General features: G+C 31.7%; 12 protein-coding genes and 1 other annotated feature. Of the genes, 6 read left to right on the forward strand and 6 right to left on the reverse strand.

All coding sequences use genetic code 11. The features are described from left to right. The first annotated feature begins 284 nt into the window (after positions 1 to 284). On the forward strand, positions 285 to 812 hold the full coding sequence (locus tag G9F72_RS20460; protein WP_164957733.1) for a DUF4364 family protein: 528 nt from the start codon (positions 285 to 287) through the stop codon (positions 810 to 812). A 3-nt stretch (positions 813 to 815) separates the two neighbouring features. On the opposite strand, the gene G9F72_RS20465 is transcribed toward G9F72_RS20460, so the two are convergent. After that, the gene (locus G9F72_RS20465) at positions 816 to 1,697 is read right to left on the reverse strand and encodes a YncE family protein (protein ID WP_164957732.1); all 882 of its coding nucleotides are present in this window, start codon (positions 1,695 to 1,697) and stop codon (positions 816 to 818) included. A 213-nt stretch (positions 1,698 to 1,910) separates the two neighbouring features. Here G9F72_RS20465 and G9F72_RS20470 point away from each other — a divergent pair, with 213 nt between their 5' ends. After that, positions 1,911 to 2,159 (forward strand): TIGR03905 family TSCPD domain-containing protein, encoded by a 249-nt coding sequence (locus tag G9F72_RS20470; protein WP_164957731.1) that lies wholly within the window; start codon positions 1,911 to 1,913, stop codon positions 2,157 to 2,159. Between the two features lie 104 nt (positions 2,160 to 2,263). Here the strand turns inward: G9F72_RS20470 and G9F72_RS20475 are convergent, their stop codons facing one another. Together G9F72_RS20475 and G9F72_RS20480 are read right to left on the reverse strand one after the other, a co-directional pair. Beyond that, the gene (locus tag G9F72_RS20475; RefSeq protein ID WP_164957730.1) at positions 2,264 to 3,667 is read right to left on the reverse strand and encodes a bifunctional folylpolyglutamate synthase/dihydrofolate synthase; all 1,404 of its coding nucleotides are present in this window, start codon (positions 3,665 to 3,667) and stop codon (positions 2,264 to 2,266) included. A 290-nt stretch (positions 3,668 to 3,957) separates the two neighbouring features. After that, the gene (locus G9F72_RS20480) at positions 3,958 to 6,600 is read right to left on the reverse strand and encodes a valine--tRNA ligase (protein WP_164957729.1); all 2,643 of its coding nucleotides are present in this window, start codon (positions 6,598 to 6,600) and stop codon (positions 3,958 to 3,960) included. A 120-nt stretch (positions 6,601 to 6,720) separates the two neighbouring features. Next, positions 6,721 to 6,948: a binding site (T-box leader), on the reverse strand. Between the two features lie 167 nt (positions 6,949 to 7,115). Here G9F72_RS20480 and G9F72_RS20485 point away from each other — a divergent pair. Beyond that, positions 7,116 to 8,138 carry an ABC transporter substrate-binding protein gene (locus G9F72_RS20485; RefSeq protein ID WP_164957728.1) on the forward strand — a complete coding sequence of 341 codons (1,023 nt, stop codon included), beginning with the start codon at positions 7,116 to 7,118 and terminating at the stop codon, positions 8,136 to 8,138. Positions 8,139 to 8,656: 518 nt separating this feature from the next. Here the strand turns inward: G9F72_RS20485 and G9F72_RS20490 are convergent. Together G9F72_RS20490 and G9F72_RS20495 are read right to left on the reverse strand one after the other, a co-directional pair. Continuing rightward, a complete protein-coding gene (locus G9F72_RS20490) occupies positions 8,657 to 9,046 on the reverse strand; it encodes a PH domain-containing protein (protein ID WP_164957727.1) in 390 nt (129 codons plus the stop codon). Between the two features lie 21 nt (positions 9,047 to 9,067). Beyond that, positions 9,068 to 13,348, reverse strand: a complete 4,281-nt coding sequence (locus tag G9F72_RS20495; protein WP_164957726.1) for a 2-hydroxyacyl-CoA dehydratase — start codon at positions 13,346 to 13,348, stop codon at positions 9,068 to 9,070. Positions 13,349 to 13,792: 444 nt separating this feature from the next. Here G9F72_RS20495 and G9F72_RS20500 point away from each other — a divergent pair, with 444 nt between their 5' ends. The 3 genes from G9F72_RS20500 (at position 13,793) to G9F72_RS20510 (ending at position 15,954) form a co-directional block, all read left to right on the forward strand. Continuing rightward, positions 13,793 to 14,569, forward strand: coding sequence for an ABC transporter ATP-binding protein (locus tag G9F72_RS20500; RefSeq protein WP_164957725.1), 777 nt, complete (start codon positions 13,793 to 13,795; stop codon positions 14,567 to 14,569). Further along, positions 14,550 to 15,350, forward strand: coding sequence for an ABC transporter permease (locus tag G9F72_RS20505; protein ID WP_164957724.1), 801 nt, complete (start codon positions 14,550 to 14,552; stop codon positions 15,348 to 15,350). Before G9F72_RS20500 ends, G9F72_RS20505 begins: the two co-directional genes overlap by 20 nt. 247 nt (positions 15,351 to 15,597) lie before the next feature. Then, complete coding sequence (locus tag G9F72_RS20510) at positions 15,598 to 15,954, forward strand: tetratricopeptide repeat protein (protein WP_164957723.1); 357 nt, start codon at positions 15,598 to 15,600, stop codon at positions 15,952 to 15,954. A gap of 49 nt (positions 15,955 to 16,003) precedes the next feature. On the opposite strand, the gene G9F72_RS20515 is transcribed toward G9F72_RS20510, so the two are convergent. Then, positions 16,004 to 17,170 (reverse strand): transglutaminase domain-containing protein, encoded by a 1,167-nt coding sequence (locus G9F72_RS20515; RefSeq protein WP_164957722.1) that lies wholly within the window; start codon positions 17,168 to 17,170, stop codon positions 16,004 to 16,006. Positions 17,171 to 17,177: the final 7 nt, after the last annotated feature.

Raw genomic sequence — 17,177 nt, forward strand, 5'->3', positions numbered from 1 at the left:
CATATTCTATAGGCAACAGCAGTTATAAACCACTCCTCCCTTCTATATTTATACTTTAAATTTATATTCTAAAAGTTGAAATATATGTATAGTTTAATTTATAAAATTTATTTCATATTAATTTCTATAAATCATCACTTGTAAAAATATGTATGAATTATTAAAAATTAAAAGCACCGATTCATTTCGATGCTTTTTATGTTATAATGTTTATAGTTAATTTTAAATGAAATAAAATAGTTCATAATTGTTTTATACTAAGCAGATTACAAGGAGGAAATGATATGTTTGAAGATGCTTTAGACTTAGCTGAAAATAAGCTTCTTTTACTTTATATATTTTATAAAATAAAGCTCCCTATTTCTAATATTCAAATAACACAAATTATTCTAGAAAATAATTTTATAAATTATTTTACATTGCAACAATATATGACGGAACTTATAGCATCTAACCTTCTTGAGCCTACTGAGCAAAAGGGCAAACATAGATTAGTCATATCGCAAAAGGGTGACAATGTTCTATCTCTATTTAAAGGAAGAATTTCTGAAACCAAGATGCAACTTATTGATGACTACTTGAAAATCCACCTTGAAAATATCAAAAAAGAGCTTACAGTTAGTGCTGATTACACAATAGAAAGCAATAATAATTATTTAGTTAACCTAATTGCGTCAGAAGATAATTTTACACTTATAGATATAAAACTTAGTGTGACGTCTAACAAGCAAGCACGGGATTTGTGCAGCAAATGGCGAGAAAATCCATCTGAATATTATAATAAGATAATAAACCTTCTCATAAATGATTAATTTTTATAGAAGTGTCATTCCTGTGGGCTCTCCGCCAATAGAAATGGCTTTTTTATTTTCAGTTAATTTATCAATTCTAAAAAGTAAATTGTTATAGTTATCACCTACATACAAATACTTTTCATCTTCCAGGATTCCTCTAGGCATACCACCAATTTTTATTTTTTTTATTTCTTTATAATTATTTATGTCTAGTATACTCACCGTTCCATCTCCAAAATTTGATATATAGCAGTATCTTTCATTACAATACATATCCACAGGTGAATTACCAACAGGTATATTGTATAATACGTTGTAGTTTTTTAATGAAATAATGCTTATACTTCCTTTGTTGTCCATACCAATATTACTTTCACAAACTAAAATATAATTTCCATCTGGCGTAATTAGGGCTTTAGTAGGATATGCCCCTACCCTAAGGTTTTTAATATTTCCCTTAGGAGCACAATCTATTATTGTTATACTATCACTATTCATATTTGCTACTATAATTAGATTCTTTCTTTTGCAAATATAAATACTATGTGGTAAATTGCCACACGGAATAGCTTCTACAATGTGTCTTTTTTCTAAATCAAAAACTATTATGTCATCGCAATCTCCACAAATTACATAAGCTTTATTATCATAAACTGATAAATCATTACAGTGCATACCTATAAAATAACTTTCAGTTTCATAATTATCAATATCAACTATAGAAATACTATTATCATAACTATTAGCTGTTATGAGTTTATTTTCATAAACATATATGCCATGAGGACCAATTTTTTTGAGATTTCTTTTATCCAAATATATTTTTTTTTCTTCTATAAATAAATCCAAGTTAACTTTTGATATGCAATCTGATGAAGTACTACATACATATAACTTTCTCAAATCCCTCACCTCCTCATAACCATAATATGAAAATAGTAATAATCTGCTAACACTGTTTTCATAAAAATTATTAATGGTGTTTATTCAAGATAGTTTCCAAATTCGAATTAAGAATTTTTTACTTATATTTCTTTATTTCTTGAAATAAAGATACTTTATAGTATATAATAACTTTTGTGATTATTAAAATCACAGAAGATGGAGGGTTACATTATGTATAGTTATGCACCAAAAGGAGTATGTTCCAATACCATAAATTTTGAAATAGTAGATGATAAAATTACTGAAGTTGTTTTTACAGGCGGATGCCCAGGAAATTTAATTGGGATTTCAAGCCTAGTAACAGGAATGAGAGTTCAGGAAGCTATAAATAGACTTAAGGGGATTAGCTGTGGTAATAAAAGTACTTCTTGCCCTGACCAGTTAGCATTAGCACTTGAGGAATTAGTTGTAAATGCTTAATTAAACCACACTAAAATAAATATCACGTCAAAAATGCTATTTATTTTAATGTTCTTAATGAACAAAGGCACATATTATTTATTAATATGTGCCTTTGTTCATATTTAAATCATCATCTGCGATGCTGCAATATTAACGACTTCAGAAGGAGATTTATTTAAAGCTACAGTATTTCGTATTATTTTCCTCATATCTCCCACCATATATAGTGAACCGCACACTAATAATAAATCCTCTTCGCCACAATAGCTCAATGCTTTTTTATATGCACTCTCATAATTTTCAATTGCCTCACAACCCGTGATGTATTTTTGTACTTGTACTTTTAATTTTTCTGAAAGTTCTGCCCGTTCGCTGTGGGGTGTAACGGTAATTACTCTACTTACCTTTGGAACTATAGTCATTATCATCTCTTCAACTTGTTTATCTGCAAGGATACCTAAAATTAATATGATTTTGTTGTAATTAAAATACATGTCAATACTTTCAGTAAGGTTTTTTATTCCATCTATATTATGTGCTCCATCTATAACAACTAAAGGCCTTTTATTCATTACTTCCAGTCTTGCTGGCCATTTTACATTTGATAGACCCATTAAAATATTATCCTTACTTATTGTAGCGCCTTGCAATATAAGCTCCTCTATTACATGAATTGCTACGCAGCAGTTTAATAATTGATGCTTTCCTAAAAGTGAAAGTTCAATAATATAATCATTATTTAAAGTTCGAACTTTCAACTTTTGAGTTACAACATTATTATTGCTATATGCTGTTCCCTCCAATGAAGTGATTGCAACCTGCTGTAAATTTTCTTTTCCTAAATATGTAGATGATTCCTTGGCTACTTTTATTAATTTGCAATTTTTTTCTATACATATTCTTTCTATTATCTCTTCGCTTTGCTTTTGTTGTGGAAACATAACTACAGGAATTCCTTCCTTAATAATACCTGCTTTTTCATAAGCAATTTTATCAATAGTATCACCTAATATTTGAGTATGGTCCAAGCTAATTGATGTAATAACACTTAAGATAGGTATAATTACATTTGTTGAGTCGAGCCTTCCCCCCAAGCCTACTTCCACTACTGCAAAATCTACCTTATTTTTATAAAAATATAAAAATCCTGCACAAGTAATGATTTCAAATTCTGTTGGGTTACCATATCCAAGTTCCACTACTTTTTCTACTGCCTTTGAAACCTCTGTTATAATATGGCTTAAATCTCCTTTAGAAATATTCACATTATTTATTTGCATCCGCTCTTCAAACTCTTCAATAAATGGCGAAATATATGAGCCCACCTTATATCCGGCTTTAACCAAAATATTAGTCACCATAGCTGTAGTAGAGCCTTTACCATTAGTCCCTGCAATATGTATACATTTTAATTTTTTATGTGGATTTCCTATAAGTTCTAATATTTTTTCAGTTCTCTCAAGCCCAAGTTTAGTGCCAAACTTGGCTGTGTTTTTTATATAAGCCATAGCTTCATTATAATTCATATTTATCAGTCCTTTCAAAATGGTATAACTAGATGGGGACAGTTAACAACTTTTTGACGTCTCTTAAATTCTATACCAACTTGGGGACACTTAACAACCTTTTATTGATATATTTTTATTTTTATTGTTAAATCATAATTTTCAGTACTGCAATATTAACGACTTCAGAAGGAGATTTAGACCACCACTGATGTTTTACTTTTGTTGCAATATGTAACTCTACTTATAAGTAGGAGTCTTTTAAGCAAAAGGGGATATGTATATTTAATACATATCCCCTTTACTAGAATCTATTTCAAATTTTCTATACTTTGAATTACTGCCTTATACATTTCTTTATATTTGTCACCCTTAGCTCTTTCTTCTTCTACAACTTCTACTGGAGCTTTAGCTGTAAATCTTTCATTACAAAGTTTCTTCTCAACTCTGTCAATTTCTTTTGCTAGTTTTTCTTTTTCTTTGTTTAATCTTTCTAATTCTTTTTCTAAATCTACAAGCTCAAGTAGTGGCATATATACTTCAGCACCCTTAGTTACTACTGTGACTACATTTTCTGGTGCTTCTTCTTTAGAATTTAAGAATACTACTTCGCTTGCTGAAGCAAGTTTTTGGAAATAAACTAATCCCTGCTCAAACGCTTCTTTTCCTTCTGTAGCATATATAAATGTTTTGGCTTTTCTTGAAGGTGGTACATCCATATCCGCTCTAGCATTTCTTACGTCTTTTATTGCTTCAATAATATAGTTCATGCTTTGTTCTGCGTTTTCATCTTTAAGAACCTCTTCATACTCTGGCCATTTAGCAATAGTTATAGATTCAAACTCATTATCTAAATGAGTATAAATTTCTTCTGTTATAAATGGCATAACAGGATGAAGCAATTTAAGTCCAGTTTTTAATACATTGTTTAATACATTAAGAACTATGCCTTTTGCCTCACAATCCTCTGCGTATAATACTGGTTTAACAAGTTCAATATACCAATCACAGAATTCTGTCCACATAAAATCATTAACCTTTTGAAGAGCTATGCCTATTTCAAACTTCTCGATATTTTCTGTAACTTCTTTTACTACAGTGTTCATTCTTGATAATATCCATTGGTCTGCAATAGTATAGTTTTTATTATCTTTGTATTGTGACATTAACTCTTCATTTACGTTCATCATAACAAACCTAGAAGCATTCCAAATTTTATTTGCAAAATTTCTCGCAGCCTCTACTCTTGATTCATAGAATCTCATATCACTACCTGGCGCATTTCCTGTAGCAAGTGAGAACCTTAGTGCGTCTGCGCCGTATTTTTCTATTACTTCTAATGGGTCTGTACCATTGCCTAATGACTTAGACATTTTTCTTCCTTGATCATCTCTAACCATTCCGTGCATTAATACCGTTTCAAAGGGTACTTCCTCTAAATTATAAAGTCCTGAGAAAATCATTCTTGCAACCCAGAAGAATATAATATCATATCCTGTTACTAAAACACTTGTTGGATAAAAGTATTTTAAATCCTCTGTATTGTTTGGCCAACCAAGTGTTGAGAAAGGCCACAATGCTGAGCTAAACCAAGTATCAAGAACATCTTTATCCTGCTGCAAATTTATACTATTACATTTAGTGCAGTTTGTTGGTCCCGTTGATGCAACTATTATTTCTCCACAATCTTTGCAGTACCACACTGGAATTCTATGCCCCCACCACAACTGCCTTGATATACACCAATCTTGAATGTTTTCCATCCAATTGAAGTAGGTTTTATCAAATCTCTCTGGAACAAATTTAGTTTTCTTTTCACGTACAGCCTCTATAGCTGGCTTTGCAAGTGATTCCATCTTAACATACCATTGTTTAGATAACAGTGGCTCTACAGTGGTTGCGCATCTATCGTGAGTACCTACATTGTGAGCATGGTCTTTTATTTTAACTAATAGCCCCGCACTATCTAAATCTTCTACAATAAGCTTTCTTGCCTCATATCTGTCAAGTCCTGAATATTTTCCATAGCCTTCACATATAGTTGCATTTTCATTTAGAACCACTATTTCAGGTAGATTATGTCTCTTTCCTATTTGAAAGTCATTAGGGTCATGGGCTGGAGTGATTTTAACTGCACCTGTTCCAAAATCTAAATCAACGTAATCATCTGCAACTATTGGTATTTCTCTATTTACAAGAGGTAAAATCAATGTTTTCCCTACTAAATGTGCATAACGTGAGTCTTTAGGATTTACTGCGACAGCAGTATCCCCGAGCATAGTTTCCGGTCTTGTAGTAGCTATTTCTAAGAATTCATCACTACCAACTACTGGATATTTTATATGCCAAAAGTGACCGGCTTGCTCTTCAAATACTATTTCTGCATCTGAAATTGCCGTCATACATTTAGGGCACCAGTTTGTTATTCTATTACCTTGATAAATAAGCCCATCCTTATATAATTTGACGAAAACTTCTCTAACTGCATGATTTAAGTTTTCATCCATAGTAAAGCTTTCCCTTGTAAAGTCAGCAGAACAACCCATTTTCTTTAATTGTCCTCTAATTTTTTCTCTATATTCACCAGTCCATTCCCAAACTTTTTCAAGGAAGGCTTCTCTTCCCATTTCTTTTTTCACAAGACCTTTCTTTAGAAGTTCATTTTCAACCTTTACTTCTGTTGCAATACTAGCATGATCTTCTCCTGGAAGCCACAGTGTGCTATACCCTTGCATTCTTTTAGTTCTTATTAAAATATCTTGAAGAGTATTATCAAGAGCGTGACCTAAATGTAATTTTCCTGTGATATTGGGTGGTGGCATCATAATTGTAAATGGCTTTTTATTCTTATCCACATCTGGAGTAAAGTATCCTTTTTCTTCCCACCCTGCGTAAAGTCTTTCTTCAAAATCCTTGGGATCATAATTCTTAGCAATATTATTATTTTCTTCCATAATTGATTCCTCCTTATTTATAAAATCCGACATAAAACCAGTATCACTTTAGGACAGCTGACAGCTGACAGTTCCCCTGAAACTCTTAATTTCCAAAAAAACAAAAAGAGCCTTCGTCTATAAAAGGACGAAGAACTCGCGGTACCACCTTTTTTCCTGCAAATCTACAGGCTCTTGATAATTTAACGATTAAGATAACCGTCTTTGTCTACTACTTATTATTACATAAATTCAACAAAGAAGCTCCGAAGCTACCTTCAAGGTTTTTCATATAGAAGATCTTACAACCTATGGATCTTCCTCTCTTAATATTAATTTCCCTTTACTCCTCTTCATCTAAGCTTTTTAAGGATTATAAAATTTTAATTTGTTCTTAATTATATCTCTTCATTTATATATATGTCAATATATTTCATTATTTAATTTAGATTTAATTTAGAATTAATTTAGAATGTCACATCTACTTAATATTTCATATTATATAACCATAACAACTTTATAATATGGAGGTATCTATGAAGATTAAAAAAAATTCAATTTTTTCAATACTTTTATCTCTTGCCTTAATAACCACTTTATTTTCTGGATGTAAAATAGGCACTAATGATGCTCTCGTAAAAGTAAAATTAAATGAAGTAGTTCGCTCTATTTTCTATGCTCCTATGTATGCAGCTATTTCTCAAGGTTTCTTTAATGAAGAAGGTATTCAAATTGATCTTTCAACTGGTCAAGGAGCAGACAAAACCATGCAACAAGTTTTAAGTAATGCTGTAGACATAGGTTTCTGTGGACCAGAACAAGTTATTTACATCTATAATCAAAAACGGGAAGACTATCCTGTAATTTTCGCACAATTAACACAAAAGGATGGGGCTTTCTTAGTATCTAGAAATGCGCAAGCAGATTTTAACTGGGAATCCTTAAAGGGTAAAACTGTAATAGGTGGAAGACCTGGCGGAGTACCTGAAATGGCTTTAGAGTATGTTTTAAAAAATCATGGAATTGATCCTGTCAAAGATATAAACCTTATTACTAACCTAGCATTCACAGCTACTGCTGGCGCTTTCAAAGGCGGCACAGGTGATTACGTTACTCTTTTTGAGCCTACTGCTAGTATGATGAAAAAAGACAATTCCGGACAGATTGTAGCCTCCATAGGCGCGTCTGCTGGTACTATGCCTTACACCTGTTTTTTTGCTACAAAATCTTATATAGAAAAAAATCCAGTAATAATAGAAAAGGTAACTAGGGCAATTTATAAAGGTCAAAAATGGGTAAGTAGTCATTCTGATGAGGAAGTAATTACTTCAATTAAGTCTTTCTTCCCTGGTGCAGATGAAGCTGTACTTATTGAGTCTATTAAGAATTATAGAAATATAAATGCTTTTTCACCAAACCCAATATTAAAACCTGATGATTTAACAAAACTTATGGATATAATCCAATCTTACAAAGCAGATTTAATCCCACAAAGACCTGCCTTCGATAAAATAGTCAACAATACATTTGCCGAAAAAGTAGTAAAAGATCTAAAATAAATAACAAGGCTAAACAATGAAGGTTCGGAACTTAGGATGCTCAGATAGTTGATAATTCGTTAACAGAATCTAAGTTTATTACATGAACTAAGATTCTGTAAAACTCATTATATACTATCTTTCACACTCCTAAATGCCGAACCTTCATAATTATAGTTACTTATACATATTTACTTAGATTTCCATTCTGTGTTGAAACTTTCTATAAGCATCCCAGAAGACATAACAATTATTTATTGATACGTCTCCACCCCTAAGAAATTTCCATAGGGCTGCTTAGATTATGCTAACAAAAGTATATATTGCGTAAAATGCGTTGGAACAAACCTTAGTAATTCTCAATTTATTTTATTTGCAGGTGCGTAAAGAAAAATGCATGTTTGAGCGATAGCGAGTTTGCATTTTTTAGCAGCCGTAAATAAAATAAATCGTAGAATTACTTGGTGAAGTGAGCGCATTTGTAGCAATATATACTTTTCGTTATAGCATAATATAAGAAAAATTTCTTAATGTACTTTCTACTCGACTTCGTCTAAGTTTTCAGCCCCTATGTTTTGCATATTAACTGTTCTTCTTTTTAATCTACTTTGTTCTGATGTCTCAAACAAATACTCCTTAATTGCATCAGAATTTTTAATATGCTTTAACACTAGCGTTGGGTGAGTTACATCCCCAGTATGACATATAATTGTTCCAAGCCCAAATACTCTCTCAAATAAGCTCTTATTTAAAGTTGTATCTTGGATTTTATATAGATAACAATCATTTATCTCCCTGTTTATAAATCCTTCTTGTATAGTTAACTTATCCTCTTGAATGTTATATAATGTAAATGTAAATGGTAATCCAAATAGCATTAGCCTTTTTCTTTCTTTAAATGCTATGTTATTTTTAATTTCCCGTTCCATAATGTACACTCCTTCATTTTACTAGTCTATTTTTTTATCACTAGCCACTTCCTCGTGAGCATCTTTAACCTCTATTTCACTCTCAAGATTTTTTAAAGCAGCAGACATCATGAGTTTTATTCTATTAATTTGATTTACTTCACTGGCACCTGGATCATAGTCTATAGCAGTTATATTAGCGCCTGGAAACCGTCTTTTTAATTCTTTAATCATTCCTTTACCCGTAACATGATTAGGAAGACAAGCAAAAGGTTGCATACACACTATATTTTTGGTACCACTTTCAATAAGCTCTACCATTTCACCAGTCAAAAACCAACCTTCACCTGTTTGATTGCCCAAGGATAAAATTGGTGCTGCACCCTTTGCTAATTCTTGTATAGTTTTTGGTGCATGAAATCTTTTACTATGATCTAAAACTAATTTCATATGTTTTCTAAAACTTTCTATATATCCAATTGCCACGTTATTTAATATTTTATCCTTCTTGCTCATTCCTAAATATTCATATTTAAAATTAGCATCAAAAGCGCAGTAAAGGAAAAAGTCAATTAAATCAGGCATAACCGCCTCCCCGCCTTCACTTTCAATAACATCTATAATGTTATTATTAGCTATAGGATGGAATTTAACTAAAATCTCTCCTACAAGGCCTATCTGAGGTTTTAAAATATTTTTAAGTTCTAGATTATCAAAATCAGCCACTATTGAAGATATATTATTTTTAAATTCTTTACTACTTCCCTTTATTACTGCTTGTTTGCAAATTTTTACCCATTTTTCATAAAGTAAATTAGCTGAACCAAGTATCCGTTCGTATGGTCTAACCTTGTAGAGCACTCTCATAAGTAAATCTCCGTATACCAAGGACATTAATGATTTTTTAACCAATGAATGCGTAAATTTAAACCCTGGATTTGACTCGAGGCCAGCAGCATTTAATGATACCACTGGAACTTTCGGGAATCCTGCTTCCTTTAGTGCTTTCCTAAGGAAGCCAATATAGTTTGTAGCCCTGCATCCTCCACCAGTTTGAGAAATTATAACAGAAGTATTTTCTATATCATATCTACCTGATTTTAGTGCATGAATTATTTGTCCTACTACAATTATGGTTGGATAACAGGCATCATTATTTACATATTTTAAGCCTTCCTCTACAGCCTCAGTATCCACTGAAGGTAAAATCTCTAAATTATATCCTGATGAATTAAATGCTTCCTGTACAAATTGAAAATGTATTGGAGACATTTGTGGAGATAAAATAGTGTGTGTTTTTCTCATTTCTTTAGTGAATATAATCCTGCTTGTGGCCTCTTTAATTTTTTTAGGCACAGTCCCATTTTTATCTCTTTCATTAAGCGCGGCCTTTAATGATCTTATTCTGATTCTTGCTGCTCCCAAATTATTTCCTTCATCAATTTTTAAAGTCGTGTATATCTTTCCACTACTGCCTAAAATCTCTTGAACTTGGTCTGAGGTAACTGCATCAAGACCACAACCAAAAGAATTTAGCTGAATAAGCTCAATATTTGGCTCTTTTGCTACAAAACTAGCTGCAGCATATAATCTAGAATGGTATACCCACTGATCTACTATTCTTAGTGGCCTCTCAACAATACCTAGATGAGCTACAGAATCCTCTGTAAGTACAGGCATATCGAAATCAGTTATTACACTTGGGATACCATGATTAATTTCTGGATCTATATGATAAGGTCTTCCAGCGAGTACTATGCCCTTCTTTCCAGTCCTCCTAATATATTCTACTACTTCCTCACCTTTTCTTTGAATATCCAATTTCACATTTTCAGTTTCTGTCCATGATTTTTTAACCGCCATTGCTATTTCTTTTTTATTAATTCCAAAACTAGCAAACTCATCAGCGAGTCTCACAATTAGACTTTTATTATTGTCTAAAGATATAAAAGGACTTAGGAACACAATATCTCTTTCCTTCAATATATCCATGTTGTTTTTTATTACCTCAGGATATGACGTTACAATAGGACAGTTGTAGTGATCATCCGCTCCTTGTTGCTCCTTTTTTTCATAAGGAATACAAGGATAGAATATAGTGTCTATTCCCTTATTTATAAGACTCATTATATGTCCATGTACTATTTTAGCAGGGTAACAAGCCGATTCTGAGGGTATAGTATCTATTCCCATTTCATATATCTGTTTAGATGATCTTTGGGACAATTCTACCCTAAATCCTAAAGTTGTAAAGAAAGTAAACCAAAATGGATAATTCTCATATATATTAAGAACCCTTGGAATTCCAATTACGCCTCTTGTGGCATCTTCCTTCTTTAGTGGGGTATAATTAAATATTCTTTTATATTTATAGTCATATACATTAGGAATCTCTTCTTTTTTACCGCTAAGACCTAGTGCTTTTTCACAGCGATTACCGGATATAAATTCCCGGATCTTATCAAATTTATTAACCGTAAGAACACACTTATTTGCACAATTTTTGCATCTACCCATGGTGGTTTCTACCTTAAAGCTATCCAATTGTTCGAGTGTTAATAATGTAGAAAGCTTCCCGTCTTCAGTTCTTTCTTTTGCAATAAGTGCAGCCCCAAAAGCTCCCATCAGACCTGCAATATCTGGTCTAACTGCTTCTCTTCCTGAAATAAGTTCAAAAGCCCTAAGTACTGCATCATTATAAAAGGTTCCGCCTTGAACAATTATCTTTTTACCCATGTCCTTTGGATCTCTTATTTTAATAACTTTGAGCAGAGCATTTTTTATCACTGAATAAGAAAGACCTGCTGATATATCACCTACAGATGCACCTTCCTTCTGAACCTGTTTAACTCTGGAATTCATAAACACTGTGCATCTTGAACCCAGGTCCACTGGACTTCTAGAACTTAATGCTACATTTGCAAAATCTTCTATTTCCATGTTTAAAGAATGAGCAAAAGTTTCTATAAAAGAGCCACAGCCAGAAGAGCAAGCTTCATTTAGAAGTATACTATCAATGACACCATCTTTTATTCTTAAACACTTCATATCTTGTCCACCAATATCTAATATAAAATCTGCTCCTGGCAGAAAAAATTCCGCCGCCTTGTAATGAGCTATAGTTTCAATTTCTCCAATATCTACTTTTAATGCTGCCATTATTAATCCTTCACCATAACCTGTTACCGCTGAATTCCTAATAATTACATCTTTTGGTAAAATATCATATATATTTTTCAATATTTTTCTAACTAAAGTTAAGGGATTACCTTCATTACTTCCATAATAAGAGTATAAAAGTGCACCATCCTCATCTATTAGTGTAGCTTTAGTAGTAGTAGACCCCGCATCTATTCCCAAGAAACAATCCCCTTGGTATCCCGCAAGTTCTCTTCTCGCTACCTTATATTGACTCTGCCTCTTATTAAAAACTTCTAGTTCTTCCTCATCTAAAAATAGTGGCCTAAGCCTTTGAACTTCCTGTACTGATGCTTCCTTTAGCTTTGGAAGTTGCGTCTTTAATTCTTCAAATGAAATAGTGTACTCATCCTTTGATGCCATGGCAGCTCCTAGTGCAACAAACAGCTGAGAATCCTTTGGAAAAATAATTTCTTCCTCTGTTAACTTTAAAGTTTCAATGAACCTTTGTCTTAGTTCAGACAAGAAATATAATGGCCCACCTAGAAATGCAACATTCCCTTTAATTGGTCTACCGCAAGCAAGTCCACTAATAGTTTGATTAACTACTGCCTGAAAAACTGATACAGCAATATCTTCTTTTGCAGCACCCTCATTTAATAAGGGTTGAATATCTGTTTTTGCAAAAACTCCACATCTAGCTGCAATAGGATATATAGTTTTGTGGGCCTTCGCAAGTTCATTAAGTCCTGTGGCATCCGTTTGAAGCAATGACGCCATCTGATCAATAAATGCACCAGTACCTCCAGCGCATGTACCATTCATTCTTTGATCAATTCCCCCATCAAAATATATAATCTTTGCATCTTCTCCACCTAGCTCAATAGCCACATTGGTTCTTGGAATAACATTTTCTATAGCATATGCGCTAGCTACTACTTCTTGAATAAATTTAATATTTAGCCATTTAGATAAAGCTAGTCCACCGGAGCCTGTCACCATTATAGTAATATTGCAATCTTTAAAATTGTTATACGCCTCATATAAAATATCAGCTATTGTACTTTTTATATCTGAAAAATGCCTCTGATACTTACTATATATTATTTTTTCCTGCTGATTCAGCACTACTATCTTAACTGTAGTAGATCCTACATCTAATCCAACATTTAATATTTTTTTCATAATTATCTTCTCTTTCCCCGCAAGTTTGGATTTATTCTTATTTTTAACCTAATATTTAATTATATATGTTTATGCCGCCCCATACAATCTTCATATTTTTTCAAATTACTTAATATTTGAGTAAATAGCCTAATTGTTCCTATATCAATATCCTTAGTCTTCAAAAACTAAATTTATTTTGTTCAAGACTCACCCTCCATATTATAATTTGTATTAATTACATATTATTCAAATTCTATGTAAATATCAACTACATTTACAGAAAATTAACATATAAGTATATTATATTATAACTCAATAGTGCTAATATTTCAAAGCTTACTCAAACTTTATTATTTAAACCACCTATGAGAAAATTCTAGGATTAAAAATAGACTAAAATGTCGTTAACAATACATTATTAAAACTCATATACTAAAGTATAACTTTCTAGGAGATGATAAAGTGATTAAAGTAGAGATTAATAATATATCCATGAATTACCATTCACTAACTGCAGAAACCCCTGCTTTAAAGGATATCTCATTTGGTGTACAAGAAGGTCACTTTTTAAGTATTGTAGGACCTTCTGGCTGTGGAAAATCAACGCTATTAAATATAATAGCAGGCTTAATTACTCCCTCTAAAGGAGAGATAGTAATTAAAAGTTTTGATGATACTTCAAGCTTTTCAAAGATTGGATATATGTTTCAAAAGGATCAATTATTCGACTGGTTAACTATATGGGACAACGTACTTTTAGGTCTTAAAATTAACCATTGTATTACGGAAGACAAGATGGATATGGTGAAAAATCTTTTAACAAACTATAATCTCTGGGAATTTAGAAATCATCATCCTAAAGAATTGTCTGGAGGTATGCGCCAAAGAGTTGCTCTAATTAGAACCTTAGCATTAAGGCCTGAAGTACTTCTTTTAGATGAGCCTTTCTCAGCACTAGACTATCAAACTAGGTTAAACATTAGTGATGAAGTTTATGAAATTATAAAAAAAGAAAAAAAGACTACTATAATGGTAACTCATGATATATCAGAAGCTATCTCTATGTCCGATGAGATTATTATTCTTTCAAGTAGGCCTGCTGTAGTTATTAAAAACATACCCCTTAAGTTTGAAGAAAATTTTTCTCTTCCTTTAAAACGTAGAGAAGCTCCAAGTTTTAGAGTTTATTTCAATGAAATTTGGAAGGAGATGAACCGTAATGCTGATTCAAAGCGATGAACACAAAAATTATATTAAAAGTGTAAAAAGAGAAAAATACTGTGTTATTCTTACACGATTAGTAATACTAATTGCTTTTTTTAGTTTATGGGAAATAGCTGGCAGGCTAAAATGGATTGATTCTTTCTTAACAAGTACACCCTCAAAAATGTATGCCTCACTTTTACAAATATATGCTGAAGGTACATTGCTTTATAACATCTTTATTACCTGTTTTGAAACAATAGTTGGTTTTATACTTGGAACAATTTTTGGTGCTTGTATTGCAATTCTATTATGGTGGTCGGATTTCGTTTCAAGAGTTTTGGATCCATATTTAATAGTATTAAATGCACTACCTAAAGTAGCACTTGCACCTATTATTATATTTTGGGTAGGCAATGGAATAAAGGCAATAATAGTAATTGCTCTTTTAATATCAATAGTTGTAACTATAATAAGCATACTGAGCGGCTTTAAAGAAGTTGATGAAGATAAAATTAAACTTTTAAAAACCTTTGGAGCTTCTAAATTTCAAATACTAATTAATCTAATTATTCCTGCATCCATCCCAACTCTTATTTCTGCACTTAAAATAAATGTAGGTCTCTCATGGGTGGGTGTAATAATGGGTGAATTCTTAGTTGCGAAAAACGGTCTAGGATTTCTTATAATTTTCGGTGGACAAATTTCTCAACTAGATATGGTAATGATGAGTATAGTTATACTTTCTATCTTAGCTTACCTCATGTATGAAATGGTTGCATTTATAGAAAGAAAAGTAGTAGGTAAGAATAAATAAAATTTTATTTACATTGAATATATTTATAATCCTTGGGCAGTATTTATATGGAATATTAAATGCAAAATAGTAATATCATTATTTAGGCACATTAAAATAAATAATAGCCCAGTATGCTAATCTATTTTGCATCTTTGACCTGTCATTTGTTTTTATAGTACATTCAGATAACAAATTTATAACTCATTAGAGAACTATAACTCGTTAGAGAACTATAACTCATTAGAGAACTATAAGGAGGAGAATAATGGACTACTTTCAAAAGGCTAACGACATATACAATACTAAGGATTATAATAGAGCAATTGCTCTATATAAAAAGGCTGCAGAAATGAAAGACAATGAGGCTGGTGCTCTTTATAATAGCGCAGTATGTTTTATTCACCTAAAGGAATATGAAAAAGCAATACCACTATTTCATGATGCTATAGACCTCCGCCCAGAAAGCAAATACTTCTTCAATTTAGCTTATTGCTATGCCATGTGCCTCAACAAGCAGAAGGCATTATATTACTTCAATACTGCTTGGACATTAAATAATGAGGATGAGGATTGCGAAAAAGCCATTAATTTATTATTAAAAAGCTATAGAATAGCCCCCTAAAACACTGGGAGCTATTCTATAATAAATTATTTACATTAACTTTCCTATTTTACCATTCTCCTACTATACTCTCTTCCTTATGGTCGATAACAAATCTTTTACTATCAAAATAGTCTCCACCAATTAAAAATGTAGGATCTACATTAATCCATTTATTTTCTTCTTCTATATATACTTGATTCCAAGCATGACTAACCCAATTATTACCATTAAATCCCTGACCAGTTATAATTCTTACCTTTATATTATTAGCCCTGCACATAGCTACAAGTAGACATGCATAATCGAAGCATATTCCCCTTTTGGAGTTAAATGTTGGAATTGCACCGGATTTTACACCTAAATCATTATTTAATACTCTATTTGCTTTTGCATCATCATAAACTACTTCACTACCTACCCAGTTATAAATAAGCTCTGCTTTTTGCCTAGTTCCATTTTTATTCTTTGTGAGATTAGTTGCAAACTTATTAATTTCATCATTAGATTGAACCCCTTGCTCCAGAGTAACGCCATTATAATAAGTTATAACATTTTGCTTGTTTTGTACATTAGGCTCCTGAGCATTTGCTTCTTTTACTACAATTTTAAAGGAGTTATTAACAATATTGGGAAGCTGTTTCGCAAGCTTTGAATTAGTCAATGGAATAACTACCTCTTTGGATATATAATTATATAATTGTGACCCTTCCAAATACTTATTGTATGAATCAGTTATCTTAAGAAGTGACAGAGTATTCAACATAAAAGTAATAACAATTACATAGCATATTGCTTTTGGTACTTGAAATATTGCGCCTACTACTCTTTTAAAAACATCACTTTTATTTTTCAACTTATTCTCTATAGTGTCAAACAAAGGATAAATAGTAATGTGGCTAATAAGATTAACTACAAAATTTATGACTGTATAAATTATTAATACCACTAGTGGCATTAATAACACATAAATCACTAATGGTTTATTATTAATAAACTCTATAGCTTTTAAAGGTATACTTTTATATATTTTTTCATACATACCCTCATTATGCTGAATAAAGATTTTTTTTGTATAGTAAATGCCTACAAACAGCGCACTTAGAAAAGAAACACTTTGAAAAGCTCCCTGAATAGATCCTTTTAAATTTTCAGATGAAAATTTATATATAAATCCTTTAATTACAGGGTATATAAAGAATAATAATAAAATTAAAGTTATGGGTTCCCTAAACAAATCTATC

This window comes from Clostridium estertheticum (assembly GCF_011065935.2).
Lineage (GTDB): Bacteria > Bacillota > Clostridia > Clostridiales > Clostridiaceae > Clostridium_AD > Clostridium_AD estertheticum_A.

Coding starts and splice junctions, on each gene's coding strand:
- G9F72_RS20495 (WP_164957726.1), bottom strand. CDS start 13,348: ATGAAAAAAATATTAAATGTTGGATTAGATGTAGGATCTACTACAGTT.
- G9F72_RS20480 (WP_164957729.1), bottom strand. CDS start 6,600: ATGGAAGAAAATAATAATATTGCTAAGAATTATGATCCCAAGGATTTT.
- G9F72_RS20485 (WP_164957728.1), top strand. CDS start 7,116: ATGAAGATTAAAAAAAATTCAATTTTTTCAATACTTTTATCTCTTGCC.
- G9F72_RS20460 (WP_164957733.1), top strand. CDS start 285: ATGTTTGAAGATGCTTTAGACTTAGCTGAAAATAAGCTTCTTTTACTT.
- G9F72_RS20470 (WP_164957731.1), top strand. CDS start 1,911: ATGTATAGTTATGCACCAAAAGGAGTATGTTCCAATACCATAAATTTT.
- G9F72_RS20490 (WP_164957727.1), bottom strand. CDS start 9,046: ATGGAACGGGAAATTAAAAATAACATAGCATTTAAAGAAAGAAAAAGG.
- G9F72_RS20510 (WP_164957723.1), top strand. CDS start 15,598: ATGGACTACTTTCAAAAGGCTAACGACATATACAATACTAAGGATTAT.
- G9F72_RS20475 (WP_164957730.1), bottom strand. CDS start 3,667: ATGAATTATAATGAAGCTATGGCTTATATAAAAAACACAGCCAAGTTT.
- G9F72_RS20505 (WP_164957724.1), top strand. CDS start 14,550: ATGCTGATTCAAAGCGATGAACACAAAAATTATATTAAAAGTGTAAAA.